At 69.3% G+C, this 25,547-nt stretch carries 25 protein-coding genes and 1 tRNA gene; 11 read left to right on the top strand and 15 right to left on the bottom strand.

The window, feature by feature from the left end; translation table 11 throughout:
• The first annotated feature begins 64 nt into the window (after nt 1-64).
• Genes LDQ05_RS08105 through LDQ05_RS08090 form a run of 4 tightly spaced genes read left to right on the top strand, consistent with a single transcriptional unit; the run spans nt 65 to nt 4,389 of the window.
• The gene (locus tag LDQ05_RS08105; RefSeq protein ID WP_226436387.1) at nt 65-931 is read left to right on the top strand and encodes an Fpg/Nei family DNA glycosylase; all 867 of its coding nucleotides are present in this window, start codon (nt 65-67) and stop codon (nt 929-931) included.
• A 49-nt stretch (nt 932-980) separates the two neighbouring features.
• Complete coding sequence (locus tag LDQ05_RS08100; RefSeq protein WP_226436386.1) at nt 981-2,054, top strand: tellurite resistance/C4-dicarboxylate transporter family protein; 1,074 nt, start codon at nt 981-983, stop codon at nt 2,052-2,054.
• A gap of 29 nt (nt 2,055-2,083) precedes the next feature.
• Nucleotides 2,084-2,728 carry an alpha/beta hydrolase family protein gene (locus LDQ05_RS08095; RefSeq protein ID WP_226436385.1) on the top strand — a complete coding sequence of 215 codons (645 nt, stop codon included), beginning with the start codon at nt 2,084-2,086 and terminating at the stop codon, nt 2,726-2,728.
• On the top strand, nt 2,725-4,389 hold the full coding sequence (locus LDQ05_RS08090) for a sensor histidine kinase (protein ID WP_226436384.1): 1,665 nt from the start codon (nt 2,725-2,727) through the stop codon (nt 4,387-4,389). Before LDQ05_RS08095 ends, LDQ05_RS08090 begins: the two co-directional genes overlap by 4 nt.
• Nucleotides 4,390-4,425: 36 nt before the next feature.
• On the opposite strand, the gene LDQ05_RS08085 is transcribed toward LDQ05_RS08090, so the two are convergent.
• Nucleotides 4,426-4,998 (bottom strand): TetR/AcrR family transcriptional regulator, encoded by a 573-nt coding sequence (locus LDQ05_RS08085; RefSeq protein ID WP_226436383.1) that lies wholly within the window; start codon nt 4,996-4,998, stop codon nt 4,426-4,428.
• 52 nt (nt 4,999-5,050) lie between these two features.
• On the opposite strand from LDQ05_RS08085, the gene LDQ05_RS08080 reads away from it, so the two are divergent.
• Nucleotides 5,051-6,070 (top strand): alpha/beta fold hydrolase, encoded by a 1,020-nt coding sequence (locus LDQ05_RS08080; RefSeq protein ID WP_226436382.1) that lies wholly within the window; start codon nt 5,051-5,053, stop codon nt 6,068-6,070.
• Between the two features lie 14 nt (nt 6,071-6,084).
• Here LDQ05_RS08080 and LDQ05_RS08075 read toward each other — a convergent pair whose 3' ends face one another.
• Nucleotides 6,085-6,732, bottom strand: coding sequence for a response regulator transcription factor (locus LDQ05_RS08075; RefSeq protein ID WP_226436381.1), 648 nt, complete (start codon nt 6,730-6,732; stop codon nt 6,085-6,087).
• Between the two features lie 187 nt (nt 6,733-6,919).
• Here LDQ05_RS08075 and LDQ05_RS08070 point away from each other — a divergent pair, with 187 nt between their 5' ends.
• Both LDQ05_RS08070 and LDQ05_RS08065 read left to right on the top strand, forming a co-directional pair.
• Nucleotides 6,920-7,870, top strand: a complete 951-nt coding sequence (locus tag LDQ05_RS08070) for a nitroreductase family protein (RefSeq protein ID WP_226436380.1) — start codon at nt 6,920-6,922, stop codon at nt 7,868-7,870.
• Nucleotides 7,871-7,892: 22 nt separating this feature from the next.
• Entirely contained in the window at nt 7,893-8,171 is a 279-nt protein-coding gene (locus tag LDQ05_RS08065) for a hypothetical protein (protein ID WP_226436379.1), read from the top strand.
• Between the two features lie 48 nt (nt 8,172-8,219).
• On the opposite strand, the gene LDQ05_RS08060 is transcribed toward LDQ05_RS08065, so the two are convergent.
• The 3 genes from LDQ05_RS08060 to LDQ05_RS08050 form a co-directional block, all read right to left on the bottom strand.
• A complete protein-coding gene (locus LDQ05_RS08060; RefSeq protein ID WP_226436378.1) occupies nt 8,220-9,131 on the bottom strand; it encodes a universal stress protein in 912 nt (303 codons plus the stop codon).
• A gap of 25 nt (nt 9,132-9,156) precedes the next feature.
• Nucleotides 9,157-10,197 (bottom strand): LLM class F420-dependent oxidoreductase, encoded by a 1,041-nt coding sequence (locus LDQ05_RS08055; RefSeq protein ID WP_226436377.1) that lies wholly within the window; start codon nt 10,195-10,197, stop codon nt 9,157-9,159.
• A 67-nt stretch (nt 10,198-10,264) separates the two neighbouring features.
• Nucleotides 10,265-11,170 (bottom strand): universal stress protein, encoded by a 906-nt coding sequence (locus LDQ05_RS08050; RefSeq protein ID WP_372461055.1) that lies wholly within the window; start codon nt 11,168-11,170, stop codon nt 10,265-10,267.
• Nucleotides 11,171-11,315: 145 nt separating this feature from the next.
• Here LDQ05_RS08050 and LDQ05_RS08045 point away from each other — a divergent pair, with 145 nt between their 5' ends.
• Together LDQ05_RS08045 and LDQ05_RS08040 are read left to right on the top strand one after the other, a co-directional pair.
• Nucleotides 11,316-11,756, top strand: a complete 441-nt coding sequence (locus tag LDQ05_RS08045) for an RrF2 family transcriptional regulator (protein ID WP_226436375.1) — start codon at nt 11,316-11,318, stop codon at nt 11,754-11,756.
• 18 nt (nt 11,757-11,774) lie between these two features.
• On the top strand, nt 11,775-13,001 hold the full coding sequence (locus tag LDQ05_RS08040) for a globin domain-containing protein (protein WP_226436374.1): 1,227 nt from the start codon (nt 11,775-11,777) through the stop codon (nt 12,999-13,001).
• Nucleotides 13,002-13,230: 229 nt separating this feature from the next.
• Here LDQ05_RS08040 and LDQ05_RS08035 read toward each other — a convergent pair whose 3' ends face one another.
• Complete coding sequence (locus tag LDQ05_RS08035) at nt 13,231-14,757, bottom strand: glutamate-cysteine ligase family protein (protein ID WP_226436373.1); 1,527 nt, start codon at nt 14,755-14,757, stop codon at nt 13,231-13,233.
• Nucleotides 14,758-14,873: 116 nt separating this feature from the next.
• A complete protein-coding gene (locus LDQ05_RS08030) occupies nt 14,874-15,704 on the bottom strand; it encodes a M23 family metallopeptidase (RefSeq protein ID WP_226436372.1) in 831 nt (276 codons plus the stop codon).
• 243 nt (nt 15,705-15,947) lie between these two features.
• On the opposite strand from LDQ05_RS08030, the gene LDQ05_RS08025 reads away from it, so the two are divergent.
• Nucleotides 15,948-16,020: transfer RNA gene (locus tag LDQ05_RS08025), tRNA-Arg, on the top strand.
• Nucleotides 16,021-16,176: 156 nt separating this feature from the next.
• On the opposite strand, the gene LDQ05_RS08020 is transcribed toward LDQ05_RS08025, so the two are convergent.
• Both LDQ05_RS08020 and LDQ05_RS08015 read right to left on the bottom strand, forming a co-directional pair.
• Entirely contained in the window at nt 16,177-17,067 is an 891-nt protein-coding gene (locus tag LDQ05_RS08020) for a siderophore-interacting protein (RefSeq protein ID WP_226436371.1), read from the bottom strand.
• Between the two features lie 39 nt (nt 17,068-17,106).
• Nucleotides 17,107-17,715, bottom strand: coding sequence for a GNAT family N-acetyltransferase (locus LDQ05_RS08015; RefSeq protein WP_226436370.1), 609 nt, complete (start codon nt 17,713-17,715; stop codon nt 17,107-17,109).
• A gap of 195 nt (nt 17,716-17,910) precedes the next feature.
• Between LDQ05_RS08015 and LDQ05_RS08010 the strand changes: the two genes are divergently transcribed.
• A complete protein-coding gene (locus LDQ05_RS08010) occupies nt 17,911-18,369 on the top strand; it encodes a hypothetical protein (RefSeq protein WP_226436369.1) in 459 nt (152 codons plus the stop codon).
• Nucleotides 18,370-18,375: 6 nt separating this feature from the next.
• Here the strand turns inward: LDQ05_RS08010 and LDQ05_RS08005 are convergent, their stop codons facing one another.
• The 6 genes from LDQ05_RS08005 to LDQ05_RS07980 all read right to left on the bottom strand — a co-directional run bounded on the left by LDQ05_RS08005 (nt 18,376) and on the right by LDQ05_RS07980 (nt 25,540).
• A complete protein-coding gene (locus LDQ05_RS08005; protein ID WP_372461054.1) occupies nt 18,376-18,705 on the bottom strand; it encodes a YnfA family protein in 330 nt (109 codons plus the stop codon).
• Nucleotides 18,706-18,753: 48 nt separating this feature from the next.
• Complete coding sequence (locus LDQ05_RS08000; RefSeq protein ID WP_226436368.1) at nt 18,754-19,056, bottom strand: LuxR C-terminal-related transcriptional regulator; 303 nt, start codon at nt 19,054-19,056, stop codon at nt 18,754-18,756.
• 133 nt (nt 19,057-19,189) lie between these two features.
• Nucleotides 19,190-21,448 carry an ATP-dependent DNA ligase gene (locus LDQ05_RS07995; protein ID WP_226436367.1) on the bottom strand — a complete coding sequence of 753 codons (2,259 nt, stop codon included), beginning with the start codon at nt 21,446-21,448 and terminating at the stop codon, nt 19,190-19,192.
• A gap of 122 nt (nt 21,449-21,570) precedes the next feature.
• The gene (locus tag LDQ05_RS07990; RefSeq protein WP_226436366.1) at nt 21,571-23,205 is read right to left on the bottom strand and encodes a monocarboxylic acid transporter; all 1,635 of its coding nucleotides are present in this window, start codon (nt 23,203-23,205) and stop codon (nt 21,571-21,573) included.
• Nucleotides 23,202-23,492 (bottom strand): DUF485 domain-containing protein, encoded by a 291-nt coding sequence (locus LDQ05_RS07985; RefSeq protein WP_372461056.1) that lies wholly within the window; start codon nt 23,490-23,492, stop codon nt 23,202-23,204. Before LDQ05_RS07985 ends, LDQ05_RS07990 begins: the two co-directional genes overlap by 4 nt.
• A 215-nt stretch (nt 23,493-23,707) precedes the next feature.
• Complete coding sequence (locus tag LDQ05_RS07980; RefSeq protein ID WP_226436364.1) at nt 23,708-25,540, bottom strand: sodium/solute symporter; 1,833 nt, start codon at nt 25,538-25,540, stop codon at nt 23,708-23,710.
• Nucleotides 25,541-25,547 lie beyond the last annotated feature (7 nt).

Raw genomic sequence — 25,547 nt, 5'->3', positions numbered from 1 at the left:
ACGCGCCGCATGGCAGACCGCCTTCGATCTACCACAAAGGCGCACGGGTCGTAGCGTGGGCGACATGCCGGAGCTGCCCGAGGTGGAGGCGTTGTCGGTGTTCCTGCGCGACCACGCCGTCGGCTCGGTGGTGGGCCGCATCGACGTGGCCGCGCTCAGTGCGCTGCAGACCGCCGACCCACCGATCACGGCGCTGCAGGGCCGCGACATCACCGGCTCCCGCCGGTTCGGCAAGTTCCTCACCGTCGACAGCGGCGACCTCACGATGGTGACCCACCTGTCGCGCGGCGGATGGTTGCGCTGGGTCGACGAGCCGTCCCCGACCCCTCCGAAACTGGGTCGCGGTCCCCTCGCCCTGCGCATCCACCTGTTCGCGCCCGACGCGACGACCCCGGCGATCGACCTCACCGAGGCGGGCACCAGGAAACGACTCGCCGTGTGGGTCGTGCACGACCCCCGCGACGTTCCCGGTGTCGCGCGGCTGGGTCCGGACGCCCTCGACATCACCGTCGACGACCTCGCCGCCCTGCTGCACGGCAACACATCACGCCTGAAGACGGTGCTCGTCGACCAACGGGTGCTCGCCGGGATCGGCAACGCCTACTCCGACGAGATCCTGCACACAGCGCAACTGTCGCCGTTCGCGACCGCCGGGAGACTGACCGACGACGAGTCGGCGGCACTCCACGCCGCCATCCGCTCGGTGCTCACCGACGCGGTTGCCCGGTCCGTCGGGCAGGGCGCCGCGCGCCTGAAAGCGGAGAAGAGATCGGGTCTGCGGGTGCACGCGCGCACCGGCCTGCCGTGCCCGGTGTGCGGCGACACCGTACGGCAGGTGGAATACACGGACCGGTCGTTCCAGTACTGCCCGACGTGCCAGACCGGCGGGCGGATCCTCGCGGACCGGAAACTGTCCCGGCTACTGAAGTAAGGCGGACCTGCCCGAATGCCGCACAACACCTGAAGTAACGTTCACGACCGTGGACTTTCCGACTCGGCTCCGCAACGCAGTCCGGACACTGGCGCCCGGGTACTACGCGCTCGTCATGGCGACCGGGATCGTCTCCCTCGGACTGGATCTGAAGGGCCTGACCGTCCCGTCGAAGGTGCTGCTGTTCGTCGCCGTCGTCTGCTACGTCGTGCTCACCGTGCTGTCGCTGTGGCGACTCGTCGCGTACCGCGCGGATCTCGCCGCCGACATGGCCGACTCGGGGCGAGCCTTCGGGTTCTTCACGTTCATCGCGGGCAGCAACGTGCTCGGTGTGCGGTTGATCGTGGAGGGCTGGCACCACACCGCCGCGGCGTTGTTGCTCGTCGCGGCGATCACCTGGCTCGTCCTCGGGTACGTGATCCCGTGGACGGCGGTGCTGGGCACCACCGAACGCCCCGTGCTGGCCAAGGCCAACGGCACGTGGTTCGTGTGGGTGGTCGCCAGCGAATCCGTGGCGGTCGCCGCGGCGTCGCTGCAACCGATCTACACCGACCTCGGCCGGCTGCTCGCGGCCGTCGCCGTGTTCGCGTGGGGCGTCGGCCTGTTCCTGTACGCGGCGGCCGGAATCTTCGTCGCGGCGCGCATGCTGCAGTACCCGCTGCGCCCCGCCGATCTGACAGCGCCCTACTGGGTGTCGATGGGCGCGTGTTCGATCACGGTGGTCGCCGGGGCACGGATCGTGGAGATGTCCGACGCGCCGATGGTCGACGCCACACGCGGGCTGATCGCGGGCCTGGCGGTGGTGATCTGGGCGTTCGCGACGTGGCTGTTCCCGCCGCTGATCGCCGCCGGGTGGTGGCGCCACCGCATCCACAAGGTGCCGTTGACGTACGACCCGTCGCTGTGGTCGATCGTGTTCCCGCTCGGCATGTACGCCGTCGCCGGGATCTACCTGGGTCGCGCCGACGAACTTCCGCTCGTCGGCGCGGTGGGTGCCGCGGAACTGTGGGTGGCGGGGGCTGTGTGGGCGCTGATGTTCGCCGCGATGCTCCACCGGATCTGGACGACGGTGCTCCGTCGACCTCGGGTCACCGACGCCGTCGTCGGGGCGCCGACGTCATGACGGCACGGCCCGCGACTACCGTGGTCGGCATGGACACCGAACCGCTGGACACCGACGCCGTGCACGGTGTCCTCCATGTTCCGGACGGAACACCCCGCGGCGCGGTGGCCCTGACCCACGGCGCCGGCGGCAACAGCGACTCGGCGATCCTGCAGCGCGTATGCGACCGGTTCGCCGAACACGGCTGTCTCGCGTTGCGCTACGACCTGCCGTTCCGTCGGCTCCGCCCGAAGGGCCCACCGTCGGTGGCCCGGGCCGCCGACGACCGCGCCGGGATCGCCGCGACCGCCGCCGTCCTGCGCGAGCGCGTCGACGGACCGCTGCTGCTCGGTGGCGTCTCCTACGGTGGCCGGCAGGCGTCGATGCTGGTCGCCGAGCAACCGTCGCTCTGCGACACACTGGTGCTGCTGTCGTATCCGCTGCATCCGCCGGGTAGACCGGAGCGGGCCCGTGTCGAGCATCTACCCGCCGTGACCGTGCCCACGCTGTTCGTCTCGGGTACGCGCGACCCGTTCGGCACCGTCGACGAGATCCGCGCGGCCGCAGACCTGATCCCTGCCGCGACCGCGTTCGTCGAGGTCGACGGCGCCGGTCACGACCTCGGGCGCGCCAGGGTCGATCCGTCCGCCGCGGCGGTCGCCGCTGCCGTCGCCCTGATCGGAGGCGCGGCATGAGCGGTGTCACGGGATCGGATCTCGACACCCTGCTGGCGGACCTGCGCGACCGGCTCGACGACGCCGATTCCACGGCGGCGACCCTGCGCGGGCTCCTCGAGGCGGTGCTGGTCGTCGGTTCCGGTCTCGAGCTCGATTCGATGCTGCAACGCATCGTGCAGTCGGCGACGGCGCTGCTCGACGCCCGCTACGGCGCGCTCGGGGTCCGCGCCGCCGACGGTGGACTGTCGGAGTTCGTGTACGAGGGCATCAACCCGGAGCAGCGCAGCGTGATGGGGCACCTTCCCGAGGGTCGCGGCATCCTCGGGCTGCTCATCAACGATCCGCGTCCGGTGCGGCTCGCCGACCTGTCGACGCATCCCGCGTCGATCGGTTTCCCACCGAACCATCCCCCGATGAAGAGTTTCCTCGGCACCCCGATCATGATCCGGGGCAAGGTGTTCGGCAGCATCTACCTGACGGAGAAGCTGGGTGGGCCCGAGTTCACCGAGGAGGACGAGGTCATCCTCAAGGTCCTCGCGACGTCGGCGGCGATGGCCGTGGACAACGCCCGGCTGTTCGAGGGGTCACTCACCCGGGAGCGGTGGCTCGCCGCGATGGCCTCGATCAACGCCCGGCTGCTCGTCGGAGGGTCGGTCGACGAGACGCTCGGGCTCCTCACCGGCCAGGTCCGCGAGCTGGCGCGCGGCGCAGGTGCGTTCGTCGTCCTCGTCGACGGCACCCACGGCACGGTCCGGGCGGCGTCGCCGACCGCTCCGACCACCGACCCGGTGCGCATCGACCTGGCCGGCTCACCCGTCCTGGACGTGCTGCGTACCCGCAGGCCGGTGCGCACGCGCACGCTCACGGGGCTCCCGTCGGCGGGCGACGGCGACGACGGCACCGCGGTGGTGCTGCCGTTGTCGGCGACGTCCACCGTCACCGGCGTGTTGATCGTCACCCGGGCGCGGGGCAACGATCCGTGGGACGAGGAGGATGTCGCGCGGCTCGAGTCGATGGCGAATCTGGCGGCGGTCGCGCTCGAATTCGCCGAGCAGCAACGCAAGAAGCGTCTGCTCGATGTGCTCGCCGACCGCGATCGCATCGCGCAGGACCTGCACGACAACGTGATCCAGCGACTGTTCGCGACGGGTATGAGCCTGCAGAGCGCGATGGTGCCCGGCGCCGACTCCGAACGGGTCACCGACGTCGTGTTGCACGCCGTCGAGCAGTTGGACCGGACGGTGCGGGAGATCCGCACGACGATCTTCGATCTGCACACCACGGGTGCGGCCGCGTCGACGAGTCTGCGACGCCGTCTTCTGGACGTGGTCGGCGACCTGAGCGTGCACTCGTCGGTCGCGCCCAACGTGCAGTTCGTCGGGCCCATCGACACGTTGGTGCCCCATCGCATCCATCCGCACGCCGAGGCCGTGTTGCGGGAAGGTCTCAGCAACGCGCTGCGGCATTCGCAGTCCGAGAACATCACCGTCTCCGTCCGCGCCGCAGACGATTTCGTCATCGAGATCGTCGACGACGGAACCGGGCTGCCCGATACCCCGCGGCGCAGCGGGCTCGCGAACCTGGAGCGTCGCGCTCAGCAGTGCGGCGGTACGTTCGCGGTCGGGGCGGGTGACGCGGGTGGCACCCGCGTCCGGTGGCAGGCCCCGTTCCAGCCGTGACCGCGGGGCGTCCGTGTCCGTCGGCCCGTTCGATGGTCACCGACGGGTGTGGGCATCCGCCTCGGCGGTGACGAGTCCGATGCCGACGTCCGGATCCATCGCGCCGAGGAGCACCGCCTGCGTGACTCCGTTGCTCACCGCGACGAGGCGGAGCGCGGCCGGGCCGCTGACGTCCTCGGGCACACCGAGATCGGTGAGCAGTCGCTCGGTCTCGGCGACCGTTCCGCGGGTCGCGTCGGCGAGGAACGCCCGGATCCACGGGTCGCTCGCCGATTCGGCGAGGTAGGCGTACCAGACGGAGACACCCGGGCGACCCGAGTCGTCCGTGGGCACGGGCCGGGTGAGGAGCGCGACGAGAGCCGCCCGGGGGTCCGTCGGCGATCCGTCGTGCCGGTAGCGCAGTTCGGCCTCGGCGACCATGTGTTCGGCGCCCGCACGGATGAGGTGTTCCCTCGATTCGAAGTAGTGCTGCACCCGTCCGATCGACACACCTCCCGCCGCGGCCACCGCCCGGAAGGTCACGCCGTCGATTCCGCGGTCGTGGATGACGGCCCACAGCGCCCACACGATCTCCCGGCGGCGCTGGGCATGGTCGACGATCCTCGGCATGCCCCCATGATACGGTATGAACATATTGCAAAAGCGGCAGTCAGGGGTTCCCGTGACCGAGCATGCATCCCCCACCGATCGACCCCCACCCCGCCGGGCACGCAGAATCGCCCGGCGCACCGGCATCGCGCTGGTCGCGGTGTTCACCGTCGCCGGGGTGGTTGCCACCGGGCAGTTCTTCTTCGGAGCACCCGGCGTCGGGCACTTCCGCAGCATCGACGGACGCGCCGAGTACGTCGCGGCCTACGAGAAGGCGATGGCGGCGCTGCCGACACCGACCGCCACCCACGACGTCACCACCGCGTTCGGGACGGTGCGCGCGTACGAATGGAGTTCACCGGAGCGAGCCGACACCGTCCCCGTCGTTCTCGTTCCGGGCAGGTCGTCCGGCGTCCCGATGTGGACGGAGAACCTCCCCGGTTTCCTCGCACACCACCGCGTCCTCGCCTTCGATGCGCTCGGCGACGCCGGACTGTCCGTGCAGGGTGTGCCGCTGGCGTCCACCGACGACCAGGCCCTGTGGATCGCCGACGCCCTCGCGCAACTCGACGCCGACGACGCGCACGTGGTCGGGCATTCGTTCGGTGGGGCGAGCGCCGCGGCGTACGCGAGGCACTTCCCCGACAACGTCCGGTCACTGACCCTGCTCGAACCCGCCCTCACGTTCGCCCACCCGCCGGCCCGGATGCTGTGGTGGGCGGCGGTGTCCACCCTGCCCGGCATTCCGGACGGTTGGCGCCACACCGCCCTCGGGAAGGTCGGGGGCGTCGACGACCACGACCCCACCGACGACACGGCTGCGATGATCGAGCAGGCGAGTCGACACTTCTCCGCCGCGTTGCCCACCCCCTCCCCGCTCGGCGACGACGACCTTCGCGCCCTCACGATGCCCACCTATGTCGCCATCGCGGAACGGGACTCGCTCGCCGGCGGTGAGCAGGCAGCCGACCGGGCGCGGGAACTGCCCCGCGCCGTCGTCCACGTGTTCCCGGACACCACCCACTCGCTTCCCATGCAGGCGAAGGACCGACTCGACGCGGAACTCCCCGCGTTCTGGCGCGCAGCCGAGTAGAACCGACGGCCCGCTCAGTGGTGGTCGTGCGGGCGGCCCTTCCGCAGTTCGGTCGCCAGGACCGCGGCCTGGGTACGTCGCTGCATCCCCAGCTTCGCGAGCAACCGCGACACGTAGTTCTTGACGGTCTTCTCCGCCAGGAACAGTCGCTCGGCGATCTCGCGGTTCGTCAATCCCTCCCCGATCAGCTCGAACACGGCGCGTTCCTGATCGGACAGGTCGGCGAGGGGGTCGGCGTCCCGGGACGCGCGGATGCGATCCATCAGCGCGGCGGTGGCGCGGCTGTCGAGCAGCGAACCGCCCTCCCCCACCGTGCGGATCGCCGAGACCAGATCGGTGCCGAGGATCTGTTTGAGCACGAACCCCGATGCACCCGCCATGATCGCGTCGAACAACGCCTCGTCGTCGGAGTACGACGTGAGCATCAGGGCCCGCAGCTCCGGCATCCGTGCGCGCAGCTCGCGGCACAGTTCGACACCGTTGCCGTCGGGGAGTCGCACGTCGAGCACGGCGACGTCGGCGCCGCTGCCCGGAATCCGGGCCAGGGCCTCACCGACGGACGCCGCCTCGCCGACGACCGTGAAGTCCGGCACGCTGCTCAGCAGGTCCACCAGTCCACGTCGCACGATCTCGTGGTCGTCGACGAGAAATACGCGGGGCATCTCACGCACCTTTCGTTGCACATCCGATGGGTACATCGTCGCAGTCCCACACCCCACCGTGCACGACCGGGCCGTTCGACGGCACGTTCGGGACCTTCGTCCCCTGGCCGCCCGGACGGCACAGGGGGAACCTGGACGGTAGACCGCGTGACGTGTCCGCGGCACACGACCGTGAGAGAAGGTGAAGGTGACCATCGAATCCGGAACCTGGTCGGTCGAGGACACCGACATCATCGCCCGCGCGGTCATCGAAGCACCGTCGGTGCACGACGCGCAACCGTGGAATCTTCTCCTTCCCGCGCACGCCGCGGAACTCGAGGAACGCAGCGCGTTCAGCACCTTCGTCGACCCCGGCGCGTTCACCGACCCCGGCACCGACACGCTGCGACCGGACCGGTTCATCTCGTGCGGCACCGCCGTCGCGAATCTGGAACTGGCCATCCGGGTGCTCGGCAGGAACACCCACACCGTCCTGTTCCCCGATCCCGACCGGCCGTCCCTGATCGCCCGCGTCGAATCGCGGGGGGCGTCGGTGCCGACGAGCTCGGATCTGCGGCTGTACGCGGCGATCTCACATCGGCACAGTCACCGTGACGCGTTCGCCGACATCCCGGTTCCCGCCGAATGTCTCGGCGACATCGTCGCGGCCGGCACCCGGGTGCCCGGCGTCGACATCCGACTGCTGGCGTCCGACGAAGCACCCGCGCTCGCCGACATGCTCACCTACTCGGCGGAGATCAGACGTCGCAACCCGCATTACCAGCGCGAGTTGTTCTCGTGGACGTCGCATTGGCAGCCGCAGGGCAACACCGAGATCGTCACCACCTGGAGCGCCACCCTCGACGATCACGGCGCAGCCGGAAAAGCATTGATCACCACGGGAATTCCCGATACGTCCGCTCTCGCCGACGCGATCGACCGCGAATCGGTGCTGTTGTTCAGTGCCGAATCCGACGATCCGGTCGAACTCGTCCGGATCGGGATGGCCACCGAACGGGCGTGGCTCGCCGCGGTGGACGCGCGCCTGTCGGCGTCGGTGCTGACCCACCCGCTGCGGATCGGGGACTCCGCGCAACGCCTCGCCGCGCGCCTGGGCATGCCCGTCGCGCCGCAACTGATCATGCGTATCGGTTATTGACCGGGGGGAAAGGGACCACCACGTGACACGACACCTCACCGCATTCGACCGCGACCCCGCGCCCGACCCGTCGGGCGCGGAACTGTTCCGGACGGTGCTCGACATGGCCCAGGCCGCGAAGGCCGGCAACTCGTCGGGGTGGCTCGCCGCCCGCTACCGCGGCGCATCGCTCGACGATCTCGCCTATCTGAGCACCGCGATGCTCGGGGTGCTCATCGAGAACGAGGCCGTCCGCCGCGGTGTGCATCCGGCCGACGCCTGGCGCGACCTGGGGCGGCGGGGTCTCGACGATTTCGGCTGAGCCGACGCGCGGCGGCACTCCCGCCGACCGGGGAAATCCCGATCGGCGTCAGGAGGCCTCCTCGACCGGCGACCGCACCACCATCACCGGGCAGTCGGCGGTCTGGATCAGCGCGTTGCTGGTCGATCCCAGCAGCAGACCCTTGAACCCGCCGCGTCCGCGGCTGCCCACGACCAGCAACTGCGCGCGTTCGGCGAACTCGCTGAGCACCCGTACCGGCCGGTCGCGGGCGACGACCCGTTCCACGACGACGTCCGGATACCGCTCCTGATATCCGGCGAGACGTTCGGCGAGGACGATCTCCTCGCCGGTCTGGATGCGTTCCCAGTGCGGATCCTCCGGGACGGCCCCGAGGGAGGGCTGCACGCTCACGTCGCTCCACACGTTGACGGCGACGAGGGTCGCACCTCGCGCCGACGCCTCCTCGAACGCGACGTCGACTGCGGCACGGCACGATTCCGACCCGTCGATACCGACGACGACCGGTCCGTCGTTCGGTGGCGCCCCCTCGAGGGTGCGGCCCCGGACGACGACGACCGGCGCCGCAGAGTGCGCGGCGACCGACGTGGACACCGATCCGGCGAGCAGTCCCTTGACCTCGCCGAGCCCGCGGGATCCCACCACGAGCCGGTCGGCGCGGGCGGCGACGTCGATGAGGACGGGCGCGACCTTGCCCTCGATCCGGTCGGTGGTGATCGTCACCGTCGCGTCCGTCTCGTCGACGACCTGGCGGGCGAGGACCGCCGCGGAGGCCAGGCGGTCGCGGGCCGTGGCCTTCATCTCCTCGTGGAAGCTCTGCGCGAGATACGGTTCCGAGTAGTAGAACGCGGGGATGTGCACCACCGTGACGATCCGCAACGTCCGCTCGCGCACCGCGGCGGCGCGTGCCGCCCAGATCACCGCGGTGGACGCAGATTCGGAACCGTCGACCGCCACGACGATGGGATCGAGTTCGCTCATGGTCGCAGCCTATCCAGTCGGTCGGTCAGTCGCAGATGTTCCGCAACTGCTCGATCAGGCGGACCCGCCCCGCGGTGTCGGCCGCGAGCGGGAGGACGTTGAGGGTGGTGACACCCGATTCCGCGAACGCGGCGACCCGCTCGCGGACGTAACTCTCGGGGCCGATCAGCGACACCGCGCGCACCAACTCGTCGGGCACCGCGGCCGCGGCCTCCTGCTTCTTACCGGCCAGGTACAGATCCTGGATGCGTTCGGCCTCCTCGGCGTAGCCGTACCGGACCGCGAGATCGTTGTAGAAGTTCTTGCCCTTCGCGCCCATCCCGCCGATGTAGAGCGCGAGGGTGGGGCGCACCCAGTCGATCATGTGGTCGACGTCGTCGCCGATCGCGAGGGCCGCCTGCACGTAGATCTGCAGGTCGCCGAGCGCCGGGTCGCGCTTGGCCTTGCCCTTGGCGAGCGACTCGCCCCACACGTCGGCGGCCTTCTCCGGGAAGTAGAAGATGGGCTCCCAGCCCTCGGCGATCTCGGCGGTCATCGCCACGTTCTTCGGTCCGAGGGACGCGATGACGATCGGGATGCGCTCGCGCACCGGATGGTTGATGAGCTTGAGCGGCTTGCCGAGCCCGGTGCCCCGGTCCTCCGGCAACGGCAGCTGGTAGTACTTGCCCTGGTATTCGAGCTTCTCGCGTCGCCACACCTTCCGGCAGATCTCCACGATCTCGCGGGTGCGGCCCAGCGGAGCGTGGTAGGGCACACCGTGGAAACCTTCGATGACCTGCGGTCCCGACGCGCCGATCCCCATGACGAAGCGCCCGTCGGAGACGTAGTCGAGGCCGGCCGCGGTCATCGCGGTCAGCGCCGGGGTGCGCGTGTACAGCTGGAAGATGCCGGAGGCGAGTTCGACGCGGGAGGTCTTCGCGGCGAGGTACCCGATCTGGCTGACCGCGTCGAACGAGTACGCCTCGGGGACGAACAGGATGTCGAGGCCGGCGCGCTCGAGGTCGGTCACCTCCGCCGCTGTCTCGGCGAACCCGGCACTGTAGTTCAGACCCATTCCGATGCGCATGCGCGACCTCGTTCTCTCCTCGCGTGCGGCGCACGCTGACGGACCGTCGTCACGCACACTACCGCCGTCAGGTCTCGTCGGGCCGCACCACCATCACCGGGCAGCGGGCCGCGCGTAGCAACGCCTGACTGGTGGATCCGAGGATCAGACCGGTGAAGCCGCCGCGGCCGCGACTACCCACGACGACGAGCTGCGCCTTCTCGCTCCACTCCAGCAGGTGGGTGCGGGGTCCGTCGATGTACACCTTGCGGTCGACGGCGACGTCGGGGTACCGCTCGCGGTATCCGGCGAGCCGTTCGGCGAGGAGGGCGTGCTCGCTCTCCTCGAACGCACGGGGATCGAACACGAGGGGCGAGCGGTCGACCGCCCCGGACCTCACGTCGCTCCACACGTGCACGGCCACGAGGTCCACGTTGCGGAACGATGCCTCCTCGAACGCCGCGGCGAGCGCATCCTCGCTCAGGGGACTGCCGTCGACACCCACGACGACCGGACCGTCGGCGTCGATCTCCCGGTCGCCGCGCACCACCACGACGGGGCACTCGGCGTGCCCGACGACGGCGACCGGCGTGGAGCCCAGCAACACCTCACCGATCCGGCCGCTGCCGGACGCACCGAGCACGAGCATGAGGGTCTGCCGCGACAGTTCGACGAGCCACTTGGCGCTGCCGGTCAACGACAGGGCCGCGGTGATCTCGAGGTCGGGTGCGGTGTCGCGGGCGATGCGTTCGGCGTCCTTCAGGACGGCGCGTGCGTCCTCCTCCGCCCACTCGAACACCTGGGAGGTCTGCACGAAGGGCGTGGCGGCCCACCCGGTCGAGACGAAGTCGACGGCGTGCACGAGGTGCAGGGCCGCGCCGCGCGCGGCGGCGGTGGCCGCGGCCCACGCGACCGCTCTACCCGATGCGGGCGATCCGTCCACACCGACCGTTACGTTGTTGTAGTCCCGGGGGTGTTCGCCTGGAAGTGTCACAACGGAGAGGCTAGTCGCAAACATTGTGGTGTGGAATGGACTTTCGCCCCTGTTGCCGGGGCGACAAGGGAGACAACGGGTTTGCGTCCGCGATCTACGTCACATTAAATTGTCATCGTGGATGCAAATTAACTAGGCTGCAGCCATGCAGCTCACGCAGTTCACCGATCTCGGACTGCGAGTTGTCATGTACCTGGCCGCCGCCCCGGCGGACAGTACACCCAGGACCAAAACCGTTGCCGAGCAGCTGCACATCTCGTACGCACATACGACGAAGGTGGTTGCCCGATTGAGCGAACTCGGTGTCGTGACCACCCGCCGCGGACGAGGGGGCGGACTGGCCATCACCGAACTCGGTCGTGTCGCCACCATCGGATGGCTGACACGACAGCTCGAGGGAGACGGAGAGACGGTCGAGTGCGACGGCGCGAAACCCTGCCCGTTGCGCAACGGCTGCCGTCTCCGCAAGGCTCTCCGCGAAGCCCAGGAGGCCTTCTTCTCCTCACTCGACGGCGTGACGGTCGCCGATCTCGCGAAGTCCAAGATCGAGCCCGTCCTGTTGACCCTGATACAGCCCACACCCTGAATGGAAATGGAGTTCACCATGGCACTCTCATCCGAGTCCAAGGAAGTCATCGCGGCCACCCTCCCCGCGGTCGGTGCTGCCATCGGCGACATCACGCCCCTCTTCTACCGGAAGATGTTCGGCGAGCACCCTGAACTCGAACGAGATCTGTTCAACCGGGGCAACCAGAAGCAGGGTGAGCAGCAGAAGGCCCTCGCCGGGTCGATCGCCGCCTTCGCCACCCTCCAGCTCGATCCCGACCCCGCGCGTGTCGAGGCCGTCCTGTCGCGCATCGCGCACAAGCACGCCTCCCTCGGCATCAAGCCCGACGAGTACTGGATCGTGCACAAGCACCTGTTCGAGGCGATCGTCGAAATCCTCGGTGAGGCAATCACTCCCGAGGTCGCGAAGGCCTGGGACGAGCTGTACTGGCTGATGGCGAACACCCTCATCGACCTCGAGGCCAACCTCTACGCGTCGGCGGGCGTCGAGACCGGTGAGGTCTGGCGCACCGTCCGTGTCGCCGAGCGTCTCTACCAGTCGTCCGACACCGTCTCCTTCGTCCTGACCTCCCTCGACGGCGCGCCGCTGCCGTCGTTCCGCCCCGGCCAGTATCTGTCGGTCGGCGTGAAGCTGCCCGACGGCGCACGCCAGATCCGCCAGTACAGCCTGTCGAGCGCACCGTCGCAGGGCGATTGGCGTATCACCGTCAAGCGGGTCGCCGCCACCACCGGCCCCGACGGCACCGTCATCCCCGCCGGTGAGGTCTCGAACTTCCTGTTCGACAACCTGTTCGAGGGCGACGAGCTGCAGGTCACCACCCCGTTCGGCGACCTGGTGCTCGGCGACGAGGACGCCCCGATCTTCCTCGCATCCGCCGGCATCGGCTGCACCCCGATGATCGGGATGCTCTCGCACCTGGCCGAGATCGGCGACCAGCGCAAGATCTCCGTGCTGCACGCCGACCGGTCGGCCGCCGCCCACGCCCACCGGCACGAGCTCGCGACCCTCGTCGAGAAGATCCCGTCCGCCGACGTGTACCGCTGGTACGAGGACCTCGGCGCCCGTCAGCCCATCGAGACGATCCGCCTCGGCCGCGCCGACATCTCCTCGGTGCCGCTGGATCCGAAGACGCAGGCCTACCTGTGCGGCCCGCTGCCGTTCATGCTGTCGCTGCGTGAGGCCCTGATCGAGCGCAACGTCCCCGCCGAGAACATCCACTACGAGGTGTTCGGCCCCGACAGCTGGGCGCCCACCGGAGCCTGATCTCGTCGACCGATGACGGGTGGTGCCCCGGCCCGACGGCCGGAGCACCACCCGTTTCGCGTCCACCCTCGGTTCATGGACACCGCCGTGTCCGACGACATCGCCCGACGGCGCCCGACCCCACCCAGCCGCTTCCGTGGGCGTGCTCGGTCTGCTCGCCGTCCTCTCCGCGGTGCTGGTGCCCGCCGACCGGGTGGTGACCACACCGACGGTCGCGGTGTCGCGGTCGCTACGACTCCGACCGCGCGACATCCCATTCGTGGACGGGTCGACCGTCGGTCATGGCGGCCACGTAGTCGCGGAGCATCCCGGTCAACGCGACACGACGGTCCTCCCCCGCACGCTCACGGGCCGCGACGTTGTGCCGCTGCCACGCCGCGCCCGTCCGCCGGTTCAGGCAGCGGCCCTCGATGATGCCGAGGTACCGGTCGCGGGCTCGCGCCGACAGTCCGAACGACGCGAGACCGGCGTCGGCGAGCGGCAGCAACCGCCGCAACACCAGTTCGTCGGCACCGACCCAGCCGACATCCGGCCAGTACAGGCGCGCATCCAACCCGAATTCCGCGGCGAGCCTCAGATTCTCGTGTGCGGCGTCGAACGTCATCCGCCGCCACAGTGGGATGTCGGCGTCCACCACCGCGCGCAACGCGCCGTAGTAGAAGGCGGCGTTGGCCATCGTGTCGAGCACCGTCGGCCCGGCCGGCAGCACTCGATTCTCGATCCGCAGGTGCGCCTGCCCGTCGCTCACGTCGTACACCGGGCGGTTCCACCGGTAGATCGTGCCGTTGTGCATCTGCAACTCGCGCAGCGCCGGGATACGCCCTTCCGCGAGATCGGCGAGGGGATCCGCGTCGGACACCTCCGGCAGCAACGCGGTGAAATACCGCGCATTCTCCTCGAACAGGTCGAGCGGTGACTCGATCCAGCGTTCCCCGAACCACACGCGCGGTCGCACGCCCTGGTTCTTCAGTTCCAGCGGTCGGGTGTCGGTGGCCTGCGCGAACAGCGGGATGCGAGTCTCGTGCCACAGGGCCTTGCCCGCGAGGAACGGCGAGTTCGCGGCGAGCGCCACCTGCACACCCGCCAGGCACTGCGCGGCGTTCCAGTGCGGCGCGAAGTCGTCGGGAGCGAGCCGCAGATGCAGTTGCAGCGACGTGCACGCCGCCTCCGGCACCACCGAGTTGGTGTCGGCCCGCAACCGTTCGGCGACGTCGGTGCCCGGTAGCGGAACCCCGTCGAGTTCGAGTTCGATGTCCTCCCCGCGGGCCGCGAAGATCTGCTCGTTGAGCGCCTCGTAACGGGGATTGGCGGTGATGCGGTCGCGGCCCAGATGGTCGAGTTCGAGGGTGGGGAGCATCCCGATCATGACGAGCTGCGCGTCGAACAGGTGCATGCGGTCGTCCGCGCGGCGCAGGGATTCGCGCAGGGATTCCTCGACGTCGAGGGTCGCGTCACCACTGAGCGGTCCCGGTTCCACATTCATCTCGACGTTGAACTGGCCGAGTTCGGTCTGGAACACGGCGTGGTCGTCGATGGCCTGCAGCACCTCGAGGTTCGACATCGCCGGCGACATGTCGTCGCGGACGAGGTTGAACTCGATCTCCATACCCAGTTGGGGTTCCGGGGACGCGTGCACGTCGGCGAAGGTGCCGTCGCGGAGCATACGTTCGAGAGCATCCATGCAGTCGGCGACCTTGCGCCGGAAGCGGCGCCGATCGGCGCCGGTGAAGGCGCACGCGGTGATATCGGTGCCCATGGGCGCCCTCTCGATCTTCCGGCGGCTCTTCCGGCAAGCCTAACGCTGTGACGCGCGGCGTTGCGTGGATCAGAAGAGCAGCGGGGACGGGAGGGCGGGTGCGGAGTCCGCTCCGGTCAGAGCGAGCGGTTGATGTCCCAGTCGGCGAACACGCCGCGGTTGTTCAGCCACGCGTTCGGATCGGTCTTGGCGCCGTTCTGATCCCACACTTCGAAGTGCAGGTGCGGTCCGGTGGACCACCCGCGGTTGCCGACAGTCGCGATCTGCTGCCCCGCGGACACCCGCTGCCCCGCGGAAACCTGGTAGGTGTCGACGTGCCCGTAGACGGCGGTGGTGCCGTCGTCGTTCTGGATCCTCACCCACTGCCCGTATCCGGATGCGGCGCCCGCGTCGACGACGGTGCCGTCGGACGCCGACTGGATCGGGGTGCCGATCGGGGCGGCGATGTCGATACCGCCGTGGTGGGCGCCCCACCGCTGGCCGAAGTCGGAGGTCAACGTGCCGGAGACGGGCTGCACGGTGCTGGGCTTGACGGGGTTGAGGTCGTCGAGCCAGTTGTTGCCGCCGGTGAACTGCTGGACGAGGTCGGCGACCTCGACGGGCAGCTGGGGCGCACCCTGCTCGGCGGGTGCGGTGACGCCGGGGATCACCGGGATCTCGACGCCTTCCGGAAGCAGGCCCGCGGGCAGCTCGAACGGAAGGTTGCCGGTCTGCGGCGGGGTGGCCTGCACGGGGGCGTCGTGCCCGGGATGCGCGGCAGCGGTACCGGCCGCGAACTGCGATCCGATGGCGAAGAACGCACCCGTCGCGGCGGCGACGGTCGCGGCCTTCACCGGCGCGGACGTACCGGTCGGCTCGAGCCGGTGCCGACCCCGCGCGATCGGCGTACCCGCCTGGTCGATCTCGAATGCAGGTGCCTCGTCGCGTGTCCGCTGGTGCCGTGCCACAGTCGCCGTCCCGTTCCGTCGTCCCGATCCCGACCATCGCTGTAACGCTCCGGCCGTCCTTGGCGACTCAAGGTAACAAAACGATATAGCGGTGGTCCAGCGTGACCTTCCAGTGATCTCACAACGCGGGAAACGAACCGACCGGTACGTAACGAGCGGCCGGTCGCGGCGCTCGCTTCGGCATCGAGCACCGCGGACCGCTACACTCACAGCGCGCCGGTCGGGACCACCCGATCAGCACACGCCCTCGTAGCTCAGGGGATAGAGCACCGCTCTCCTAAAGCGGGTGTCGCAGGTTCGAATCCTGCCGGGGGCACACAGATTTTTCCTGGTAAAGGCACGTTTTCGCCTCCCCCTCCCCTGCCAATCGAGCGAATGTATCGCTCGCTCGAATCAATCGAGCGAGCGATACATTCGCTCACCGGGGCGGGTGGCACCCGCGACTCGGCGGGCACCGGCGCGACCGGGGCGATCAGAGTCCGGCCTTCTCCAATGCTTCCTCGTAGACGTCCATGGCCTCCTCGACCGACTTGCCGTCCGCGAGGGCGTCCGCGTAGATCCGACGCAGTTCGTCGCCGCATTCTTCGAACTTCACTGCCCACTTCTCGGCGTCCTCACGCCAGTAGCCGACGATGTCGAACCGGTCGCGCGACCACCCCAGCGACCGCAGGTGCTTCTTCGCAGCGCGGATGTCGGCTGCCTCACCCGAGAACCAGCAGTACGCGTCCGCGGGCAGGTCCAGTTCGGTCAACGCCGACGACAGTCGTGTCGGTGCCGCACCGTTGCCCGATCCGACGAGTTCGACGATCTCGGTGTTCGCGCGGGCGGGAAGGTAGTCGAGGTCGCTGCGGTCGAGGACCTCCGCGATCACGGTCACCGGGATCGACTCGTCGGTCGCCTCGAGGATCCGAGCGAGCGCGGGCAACGCCGCAAGATCACCGGCGAGTACGTGCCGACCGGCGGCCGGCGGCTCGTACCAGGAGCGCGGCCCCGCGGTGAGGACACGCCAGCCGGGTTCGGCGGCCCGGAACCAGTCGATCGCGGGGCCGTGATCGTGGACGGCGACATCGACGGTCATCGTCCGCGTCGACGGATCGAACGCGCGCACCGTGTAGTTGCGGTGCCCGACGCTGCGTTCCTCGTCGGCGATCTCCCAGCCGCCCAGCGCGGCGGGATTGTCGCTGGGCCGAGCGTGCAGTTCCTCACCGTCGCCGGAGAAGTAGAAGGCGACGGCCTCGTCCCCCGGCGCGATCGGCACGTAGCCGGGTCCGGTGCCGCCACCGATCTCGAAGCGGAGGCGCAGCAGGTTCGCGGTGACCGATTCGCTGCCGACCAGGGTGGAAACGAAGTTCTCCCATTTCATGAGGTCACCCTAACTCAGGGTGTGTGGGTGGCGCCCGGGTCAGGTCCGCGGCACCGGACCGGCACGCAGCTTCTCGGTCAGTCCCAGTTTCACCGTCGGCCACTCGTTCTCGATGATCGAGAAGACCACGACGTCGCGCATCGTCCCGTCGCGCCACAGATCATGGTTGCGCAGAACCCCGTCCTGCTTCGCACCGAGTGCCTCGATCGCACGCCGCGACCGCCGGTTGTGCCAGTGCGTGCGGAATTCCACGGCGATGCACTGCAACGTCTCGAAGGCGTGGGTGAGTTGGAGGAGCTTGGCCTCGGTGTTGATTCCCGTTCCCTGCGCGCTCGCCGACAGCCAGGTCGAGCCGATCTCGAGACGCCGGTGGTCGGCGCGGATGTTCAGAAACGTCGTCATGCCCACCGCCGTGCCGTCGGCGGCCCGTCGGATCACCCACGGGACGACGCGACCGGCGGCGTGCTCGGCCGACTTCGCATCGATCGCCGCGCCCATCCCCTCGGGTGACGGTGTCCGCGTGTACCAGGCCTTCTCGTACAGGCCGTCCTCCGCGACCGCATCCGCCAGGTCGTCGCGATGCTCGCGCCCGAGCGGTTCGAGCGTGACGAGGCGTCCGGTCAGTGTGGGGATCGCGAGGAAATCCATCCGTCGACGATAACCACCGTTCGGTTCGGCGCGGTGGGCGCACCGCGGAATCACGGCACCCACCCTCGTCGAATCGCCTCGTCGCACAGCGTCTTCCCGATACACTCACCGGAGTCATCGGTACGGGACGCGCCGCCTGCTGAACCGGCGGTGGGCACCCGGCGATGAGGACCCGGACATCGAGGAGCCTGCAGCATGCCTGCATTGCGAGCCATCCGTCGAGCACTCACCCTCGCCGCACCCGTCGCGGCCGCCGTCGCGCTGGCCGGCGCCGCCACCGCGGCACCCGCCCAGCCGGTGGGTACGGCCGTCACCATCGGCTGCCTCAACCAGGGCAGTCTCGCGTCGTTCACCACCGTCACCGCGCAACCGGGGCCCGAGACCGACCCGGCGATCGCACCCGGTCACGTGGTGTTCTCGACGGGGCCGGCGATCGGGATCATGCCCGCGGCAGGCCAGGTGTCGGTGGCGTGGCTCAACCGCGACACCGGTGCGGCGGGGATGGCCGACCTCGCGGGTACGTACCCGAACCTGTCGGCGGATGTCGAGACCGGCGCCGGCGAGGTACTGGTCACCGTGTTCGGGTCCGTGAGCCTCGGCAGCGGACCGCTCTGCAACTCGACCCCGGCGACAGGCACCGTCGTCGTCGGCTGACCTGCGTCAGCGCGGCGCGTACATGATGACGGCGACCCCGACGAGACACACGAGGGCACCGGTGACGTCCCACCTGTCGGGCCGGAAGCCGTCCATCACCATCGCCCACACGAGCGATCCCGCAACGAACACCCCGCCGTAGGCGGCGAGAATCCGCCCGAAGTGAGCGTCGGGTTGCAGGGTCGCGACGAATCCGTATGCGCCGAGCGCCAGGACGCCGAGACCGACCCAGATCCAACCGCGGTGTTCGCGCACGCCCTGCCACACGAGCCACGCACCACCGATCTCGAACAGCGCGGCAACCACGAACAGAACGATCGATTTGACGACAGTCACGGCCCGCGACAGTACGTCGCCGACCGTCCCGTCACAATTCGCGTGACGTCACAACTCGTCGATCGTGATCACGCCGTCCTGCAGCGCACGCACGAGCAACGCGGTCTTCGTCGGTGCGGGACGACCCACCCGCGTGTACTTCTCGCGGATCCGCGAGATGTGCGTGCTCACCGTCGCCACCGTGACGTGCAGACACGCCGCGACCTCCGCTTTCGACTCGGTCATCAGCCACATGCGGAGGATCTCGATCTCACGGTCCGACAACCGCACGGGCGCCGACGGTGGCGCGGCGAGTACGGAACGGACCCGCGCGGGACCTGATATCGGGGAGGGGCCGAGCGCACTGGTCATGACACGAATCCTCGAGCTGGGCTGCACCGACGACCGGGCGGTTCCCCGACGGACTGCGGTCCGGTCTGCGAGTAACGCTACATTTTTCCCGGGGCATCGGGGCGCAGACACGTCGACGGCCCGCGAATCGTGTTCACGTCGTGTCCTCCCGCCGCACCGCCTCGGGGCCGAGATCGTCGCGTGTTCCCAGCCAGCTGGGATGCCGCAGACGCCCCCCGTCGGTCCACGCCTGGAATTGCACCTCCCCCACCAGCTCGGGCGCGACCCACACCGCGTCACCGCGATCCGCCTCGGGCACGCCACCGGTGAACGGGCAGTCGGGGCGTTCGCGCGCATGCAGTTCGGCCGTCAGATACGCCAGGTCGCGATCGTCGAAACCGGTGCCGACCCGGCCCGCGTACACGAGTCCGTCGTCGGTGTGGACACCCACGAGCAGCGACCCGAACGTCGCCGTGCGCGCACCCTTCCCCCACCGGTATCCGCCGACGACCACCGACTGTGTGAGCCAGTTCTTCGCCTTGATCCACGTCGGACTGCGCTTGCCCGGCAGGTACGGCGAGTCGCGTCGTTTCGCGACGACACCCTCCCAGCCGCGGTCCGCCGCGGCGCGCACCGCTGCCGCGCCGTCGCCCGCGATCGGCTCCGGGACGCACAGTCCGTCGACGGCCGCGGCCAGCGCGTCGAGTACGCGGCGACGATCGTCGTACGGTTTGCCGAGCAGTGACACGCCGTCGAGATACAGGACGTCGAAGACCCGGTACTGCGGTACCCCGCCGTGCTGCAGCAACCGGAAGCTCGTGGTGCCGTCCGGCGCGACCGCGACGATCTCGCCGTCGAGTACCGCGTCGTGGCCGGCGAGGATCCGCGCGAGGTCGCCCAGCGTCGGGTACTCGTCGGTGATGTCGCGACCGGACCGTGCCCGCAATCGCACGGTGGAATCCCGGATCTCGGCGATCGCACGATAGCCGTCCCATTTCCCTTCGAACGCCCACCGCGCGGCGTCGAGATCGTCGACGGTGCCGGGTGTCGCCGACATCGGCAGGACGCCGTCGGGGAATCGGGGGGTCTGCCGCTTCATGCGGTGCGCGAGCCACTGGCGCCCACCGGTGCGGATGAGGGCGTACCGTCCCGTCAGCCGGGTGCCGCGCAGCCACACGATCACCTCGTCGTCGCGCCACTTCTCGGTGTCGAACGTCCCCGTGTCCCACACCGACATCTCCCCGGCTCCGTATTCGCCCCGGGGGATGGTTCCGTGGAACCCCAGGTATTCGAGGGGGTGGTCCTCGGTGCGGACCGCCAGATGGTTCGTTCCGGTGTCCTCCGGCAGGTTCTTCGGCACCGCCCAGGACGCGAGTACCCCGTCGTGTTCGAGACGCAGGTCGAAATGCAGGCGCCGCGCGTGGTGTTCGTGGATGACGAACCGGTTGTCGTCGGCTCCGTCGCCGATCGTGTCGGGGACGGGTTCGGGGGTGCGTGCGGCGTTGCGCTTGGCACGGTAGACGCTCAGCGCATCGGCCGGCGGGTCGTCGGGCAGCGGTGGGTCGAGTCCGTCCAGCAGATCACCGTGTTCGGCGATGCGGTCGAGGACCTCGTCGAACCGCAGATGTCGCAGCTCGGGATCGTCGAGTTCGTCCCAGGTGCGGGGCGCCGCCACCCACGGTTCGTCGCGGCCCCGCAGCGAGTACGGGGCAACGGTGGTCTTCGCGGCGTTGTTCTGACTCCAGTCGACGAACACCCTGCCTCCGCGGACGGCCTTCGACATCGTCGCCGTCACCAGGTCCGGGTGGAGTGTCGCGAGGTTCATCGCGACCTGTCGCGCGACGGTGGACGCACCGTCGGCGGCGAGTTCCCGGTCGAGGGGAACGTAGACGTGGATTCCTTTGCTGCCGCTGGTCACCGGATAGGCCGTCCAGCCCAACTCCGCGACGGTGTCGCGGACGTATCCCGCCACCCGCGCGCACTGGGTCAGGCCCACGCCGGGTCCGGGGTCGAGGTCGAACACGAGCCGGGTCGCGATGCCCGGGACAGGGCCGTGGAATCGCCACTGCGGCACGTGCAGTTCGAGGGCGGCCTGCTGCCCGAGCCACGCCAGCCCCGCCGCCGAGTCGATCACCGGGTAGGTGACGGTGCTGTGCCGGTGTCGGACGGTGCGGCGGTCGAGCCACGACGGTGCGTGCGCGGCGAGGTTCTTCTCGAAGAAGGCGGGTTCGTCCACCCCGTTCGGCCAGCGTTTGCGGGTGCCGGGGCGTCCGGCGACGTGCGGCAGCATCGCACCGGCGACGGCGATGTAGTAGTCGATGACGTCGCCCTTGACGGTGCCGGTGCTCGGGTACAGCACCTTGTCGACGTTCGTGACGTTCAGTCGCAGCCCGTCGACCGTGCGGGTCGGCATGCCCTCATTGTGCCGCCCACCCGCCCCCACCCGTGAGCGAGTGGTACACCCGATCGATCCGATCGATCGGGTGTACCGTTCGCTCACTCAGGGGGGTGGGGGGTGGGTCATCCACCCCGACGTCAGTGGGCGACCGCCTTCTCCACACCGACACCGGTGAGGGAACGGACCTCCATCTCGGCCTGCTTGAACGGATCTTCCGTCTTGTTGCGGCCGACGTAGGTGCCGACGATGCCGAGGACGAACGCCAGCGGGATGGACACGATGCCCGGGTTGGACAGCGGGAACCACGCGAAGTCGGCGTTCGGGAACATCGACGACGCCTTGCCCGACACGGCCGGCGAGAACACGATCAGCAGCAGGCAGCTGATGAGACCACCGTAGATGCTGAACAGTGCGCCGGTGGTGTTGAACTTCTTCCAGAACAGCGAGTACAGCAGGGTCGGCAGGTTCGCCGACGCGGCCACCGCGAAGGCCAGTGCCACCAGGAAGGCGATGTTCTGCCCCATCGCCAGGATGCCGAGCACGATCGACAGAACACCGATCACGACGACGGTGATCCGGGAGACGCGTACCTGCTCGTCCTCGGTGGCGTTGCCGCGCTTGAGGACGTTGGCGTAGATGTCGTGGGCGAACGACGCGGATGCCGTGATGGCGAGCCCCGCGACGACGGCGAGGATCGTGGCGAACGCGACCGCCGAGATCACCGCGAGGAACACGGTTCCGCCGAGTTCGAAGGCGAGCAGCGGCGCGGCGGCGTTCTCACCGCCGGGGGCACCGAGGATGACGTCGGGGCCGACCGTCTTCGCGGCACCGTAGCCGAGCACCAGCGTGAACAGGTAGAAGGCGCCGATCAGGGAGATCGCCCAGGTCACCGAACGGCGGGCCTCCTTCGCGGTGGGCACCGTGTAGAAGCGCATGAGCACGTGCGGCAGACCGGCGGTACCGAGTACGAGTGCGATACCGAGCGAGATGAAGTCGATGCGGGTCATGCCGCTGATGCCGTACTTGGCGCCGGGAGCGAGGATGTCGCGGTTCGCGACGGTCTCGTCCGCGGAGTTCGAGGCCATGGCCTGCGCGTCGGCCAGCAGCTGCGAGAAGTTGCCGCGCACGGCGAACAGCACCAGCAGGAACATCACGGCGGCACCGGCGACGAGCAGAACGGCCTTGACCATCTGCACGTAGGTGGTGCCCTTCATGCCCCCGATGAGCACGTACACGATCATGAGCGCACCGACGATCGCGACGACGATCGCCTGTCCGGTCGTGCCTTCGATGTCGAGCAGCAGCGCGACGAGACCACCGGCACCGGCCATCTGCGCGAGCAGGTAGAACAGCGACACAGCGAGCGTCGACAGGGCCGCGGCCATCCGCACGGGCCGTTGCTTGAGCCGGAAGCTCAGCACGTCGGCCATGGTGAACCGCCCGGTGTTGCGGAGCAGTTCGGCGACGAGCAGCAGCGCCACGAGCCACGCGACGAGGAACCCGATCGAGTAGAGGAATCCGTCGTAGCCGTAGACGGCGATGGCACCGGCGATGCCGAGGAACGACGCGGCCGACAGGTAGTCACCGGCGATCGCGAACCCGTTCTGCGGACCGGAGAACTGGCCGCCGCCGGTGTAGAAGTCGGAGGCCTTCTTCGTGGTGCGGCTGGCCTTGATGACCAGGCCCATGGTGACGACGACGAACGCGATGAAGATCGCGATGTTGAGGATGGGATTGCCGACGTCGGTGTGCGCCTGCGCGAGTACGTTCACTGCTGCGGTCCTTCCAGCTCTTCACGGATCGCGGCGGACCGCGGATCCAGCTCGCGCCCGGCGAACTTGACGTACAGGGCGGTGATGGCGAAGGTCGTCACGAACTGGCCGAGCCCCAGGATCAGGCCGACGTTGATGTTGCCGATCACCTTGGTCGCCATGAACTCGTCGGCGTAGGTCGCGAGGAGCACGTACAGGGCGTACCAGGACAGGAAGAACGCCGTCACCGGGAACACGAACCGGCGCAGCCGGCTGCGCAGTTCCTGGAACTCGGGGCTGGCCTGCATGTCGACGAATTCTTGCGGTGAGGGGATACGCCGCTCCGGTACCGAGCTCTCCCTCGGGGCTGCTGTGGTCACTGCCGACTCCTCGGTCGTACGTGTGAGTTGTGGTGACCACAGACGCTAATGAGATGGGCATCACACCAGAAGGGGTGCGTACCGGCTGCACGCCGAACTGTCGTGCCGTGCGCCGAACGGTCGACCGACAGCGACGAACGGCACTACCCGATGGTCCCACCCGGTCGGTCGTGTTCGTCCGGAACGGGTTGCGGCTCCGGAACCGCGGTGGCCGAATGCCGGTCGTCGAATGCCCCGAGCTCGCGGTCCCGGCCCAGTCCGAGTCGTTCCGGCACGTGCATCTGGGAGAACACCCGGCCGACGTCCACCGGTATCCGACTGCGCGTCGCGAGGCTCACCAGCACCATGGTCGAGAACGCCAGCGGAACACTGATCGCCGCCGGGTATGCCGACAGCACCGACGGCCACCCCCCGGCCGTCGCCGGATCGAACGGGGCGACGACCGCCAGCAGCGCGGCGCCACCGGCCACCGCCCCGCCGACGATCATGCCCGCGGCAGCACCGACCGCTGTCAGCCCCCGCCACCAGATACCCAGGATCAGCAGCGGACACAGCGTGGACGCGGCGATCCCGAACACCTGCCCCACCCACCTCGACAGGTCCAGTGACGTCACCGACAGCGCCAACAGCAGCGGCACCACCCCGGCGAGGACCGCCGCGATCCGGAAGTCGCGGACACGGCCGCGCAGCACGTCCGTCGACAGCACCCCGGCGACACTGACGAGCAACCCCGACGACGTGGACAGGAACGCGGCGATGGCGCCGGACGCGACGAGCGCCGCGAGCAGCTGCCCACCCCACCCCGACAGCACCGAGCCGGGGAGCAGCAGCACAGCGGCGTCGGACCGGCCGGTGATGAGCAGTTGCGGTACGTACAGGCGCGCGAACACCCCGAGCAGCGTCGGGAACAGATAGAACACGCCGAGCAGCGCGATCACCGCGAGGGACGTGATGCGGGCGGCTCGCCCGTCGGGATTGGTGTAGAAGCGGACGAGGACGTGCGGGAGACCCATCGTGCCGAGGAATGTGGCGATCATCAGCGAGTACACCTGGAACAGGTGGTGCTGCGGGCCCTCACCGATCCCGGCGCCCGGCGACGACCATGCCGCGCCGTCGCTCGGCGCACCCGCGACCACCGGGACGGAGGAGCCCGCGTCGAGGGCGAGTTCGGTGCCGGCGGCGAGCTCGTGTTCGCCGGGCGCCAGGGTGATGCGGCCGTCGACGGGTCGCGCGTCGACCTCACCGCGAACGGTGACGGTCAACGGTTCGGCGACCTGCACGACGACGTCGACGGTGATGTCGACGGTCGTCGCGTCCACGACGGTCGGCGGCAGCGGCTCGTCCACCGCCCGGTCGTCGCCCGCGAAGTGCACCGCGAGTACCAGCGCGGGCAACGCCACCGCGGTGAGTTTGAGCCAGTACTGGAAGGCCTGCACGAAGGTGATCGAGCGCATGCCGCCGCCGACGACGTTGGCGATGACGATGACACCGACGACGGCGACCCCCACCCAGCCGGGCAGTCCGAGCAGGATGTTGAGGGTCAGTCCCGCACCCTGGAACTGCGGTACCAGGTAGAGGACGCAGATGACGGCGACGACGAGCATCGCGAGGGTGCGCAGCCACGGCTGCCCGAGCCGGTACTCGGCGAAGTCGGGCACCGTGTAGGCACCGGAACGGCGCAGCGGCGCCGCGACGAACAGCAGCAGGCCGAGGTAGCCGGCGGTGAATCCCACCGGATACCAGAGTGCGTCGGCCCCGTACTTGGCGACGAGCCCCGCAACGCCGAGGAACGATGCCGCCGACAGGTATTCGCCGGAGATCGCGGCGGCGTTCCAACGCGGCCCCACGCTGCGGGACGCGACGAGGAAGTCGGAGGTGGTGCGCGCCATGCGTACCCCGTACACGCCGATCGCGACGGTCGCGACGGCGGCGACGACGAGACCGACGACGGTGAGCACGGGCACGGGTGAGTCCATGTGCGGG

This window comes from Rhodococcus yananensis (assembly GCF_020515525.1).
In the GTDB taxonomy this organism is placed as follows: domain Bacteria; phylum Actinomycetota; class Actinomycetes; order Mycobacteriales; family Mycobacteriaceae; genus Rhodococcus; species Rhodococcus yananensis.
Note: the sequence above shows the minus strand (reverse complement) of the source record. Positions and strands in the feature narration are given on the sequence as shown.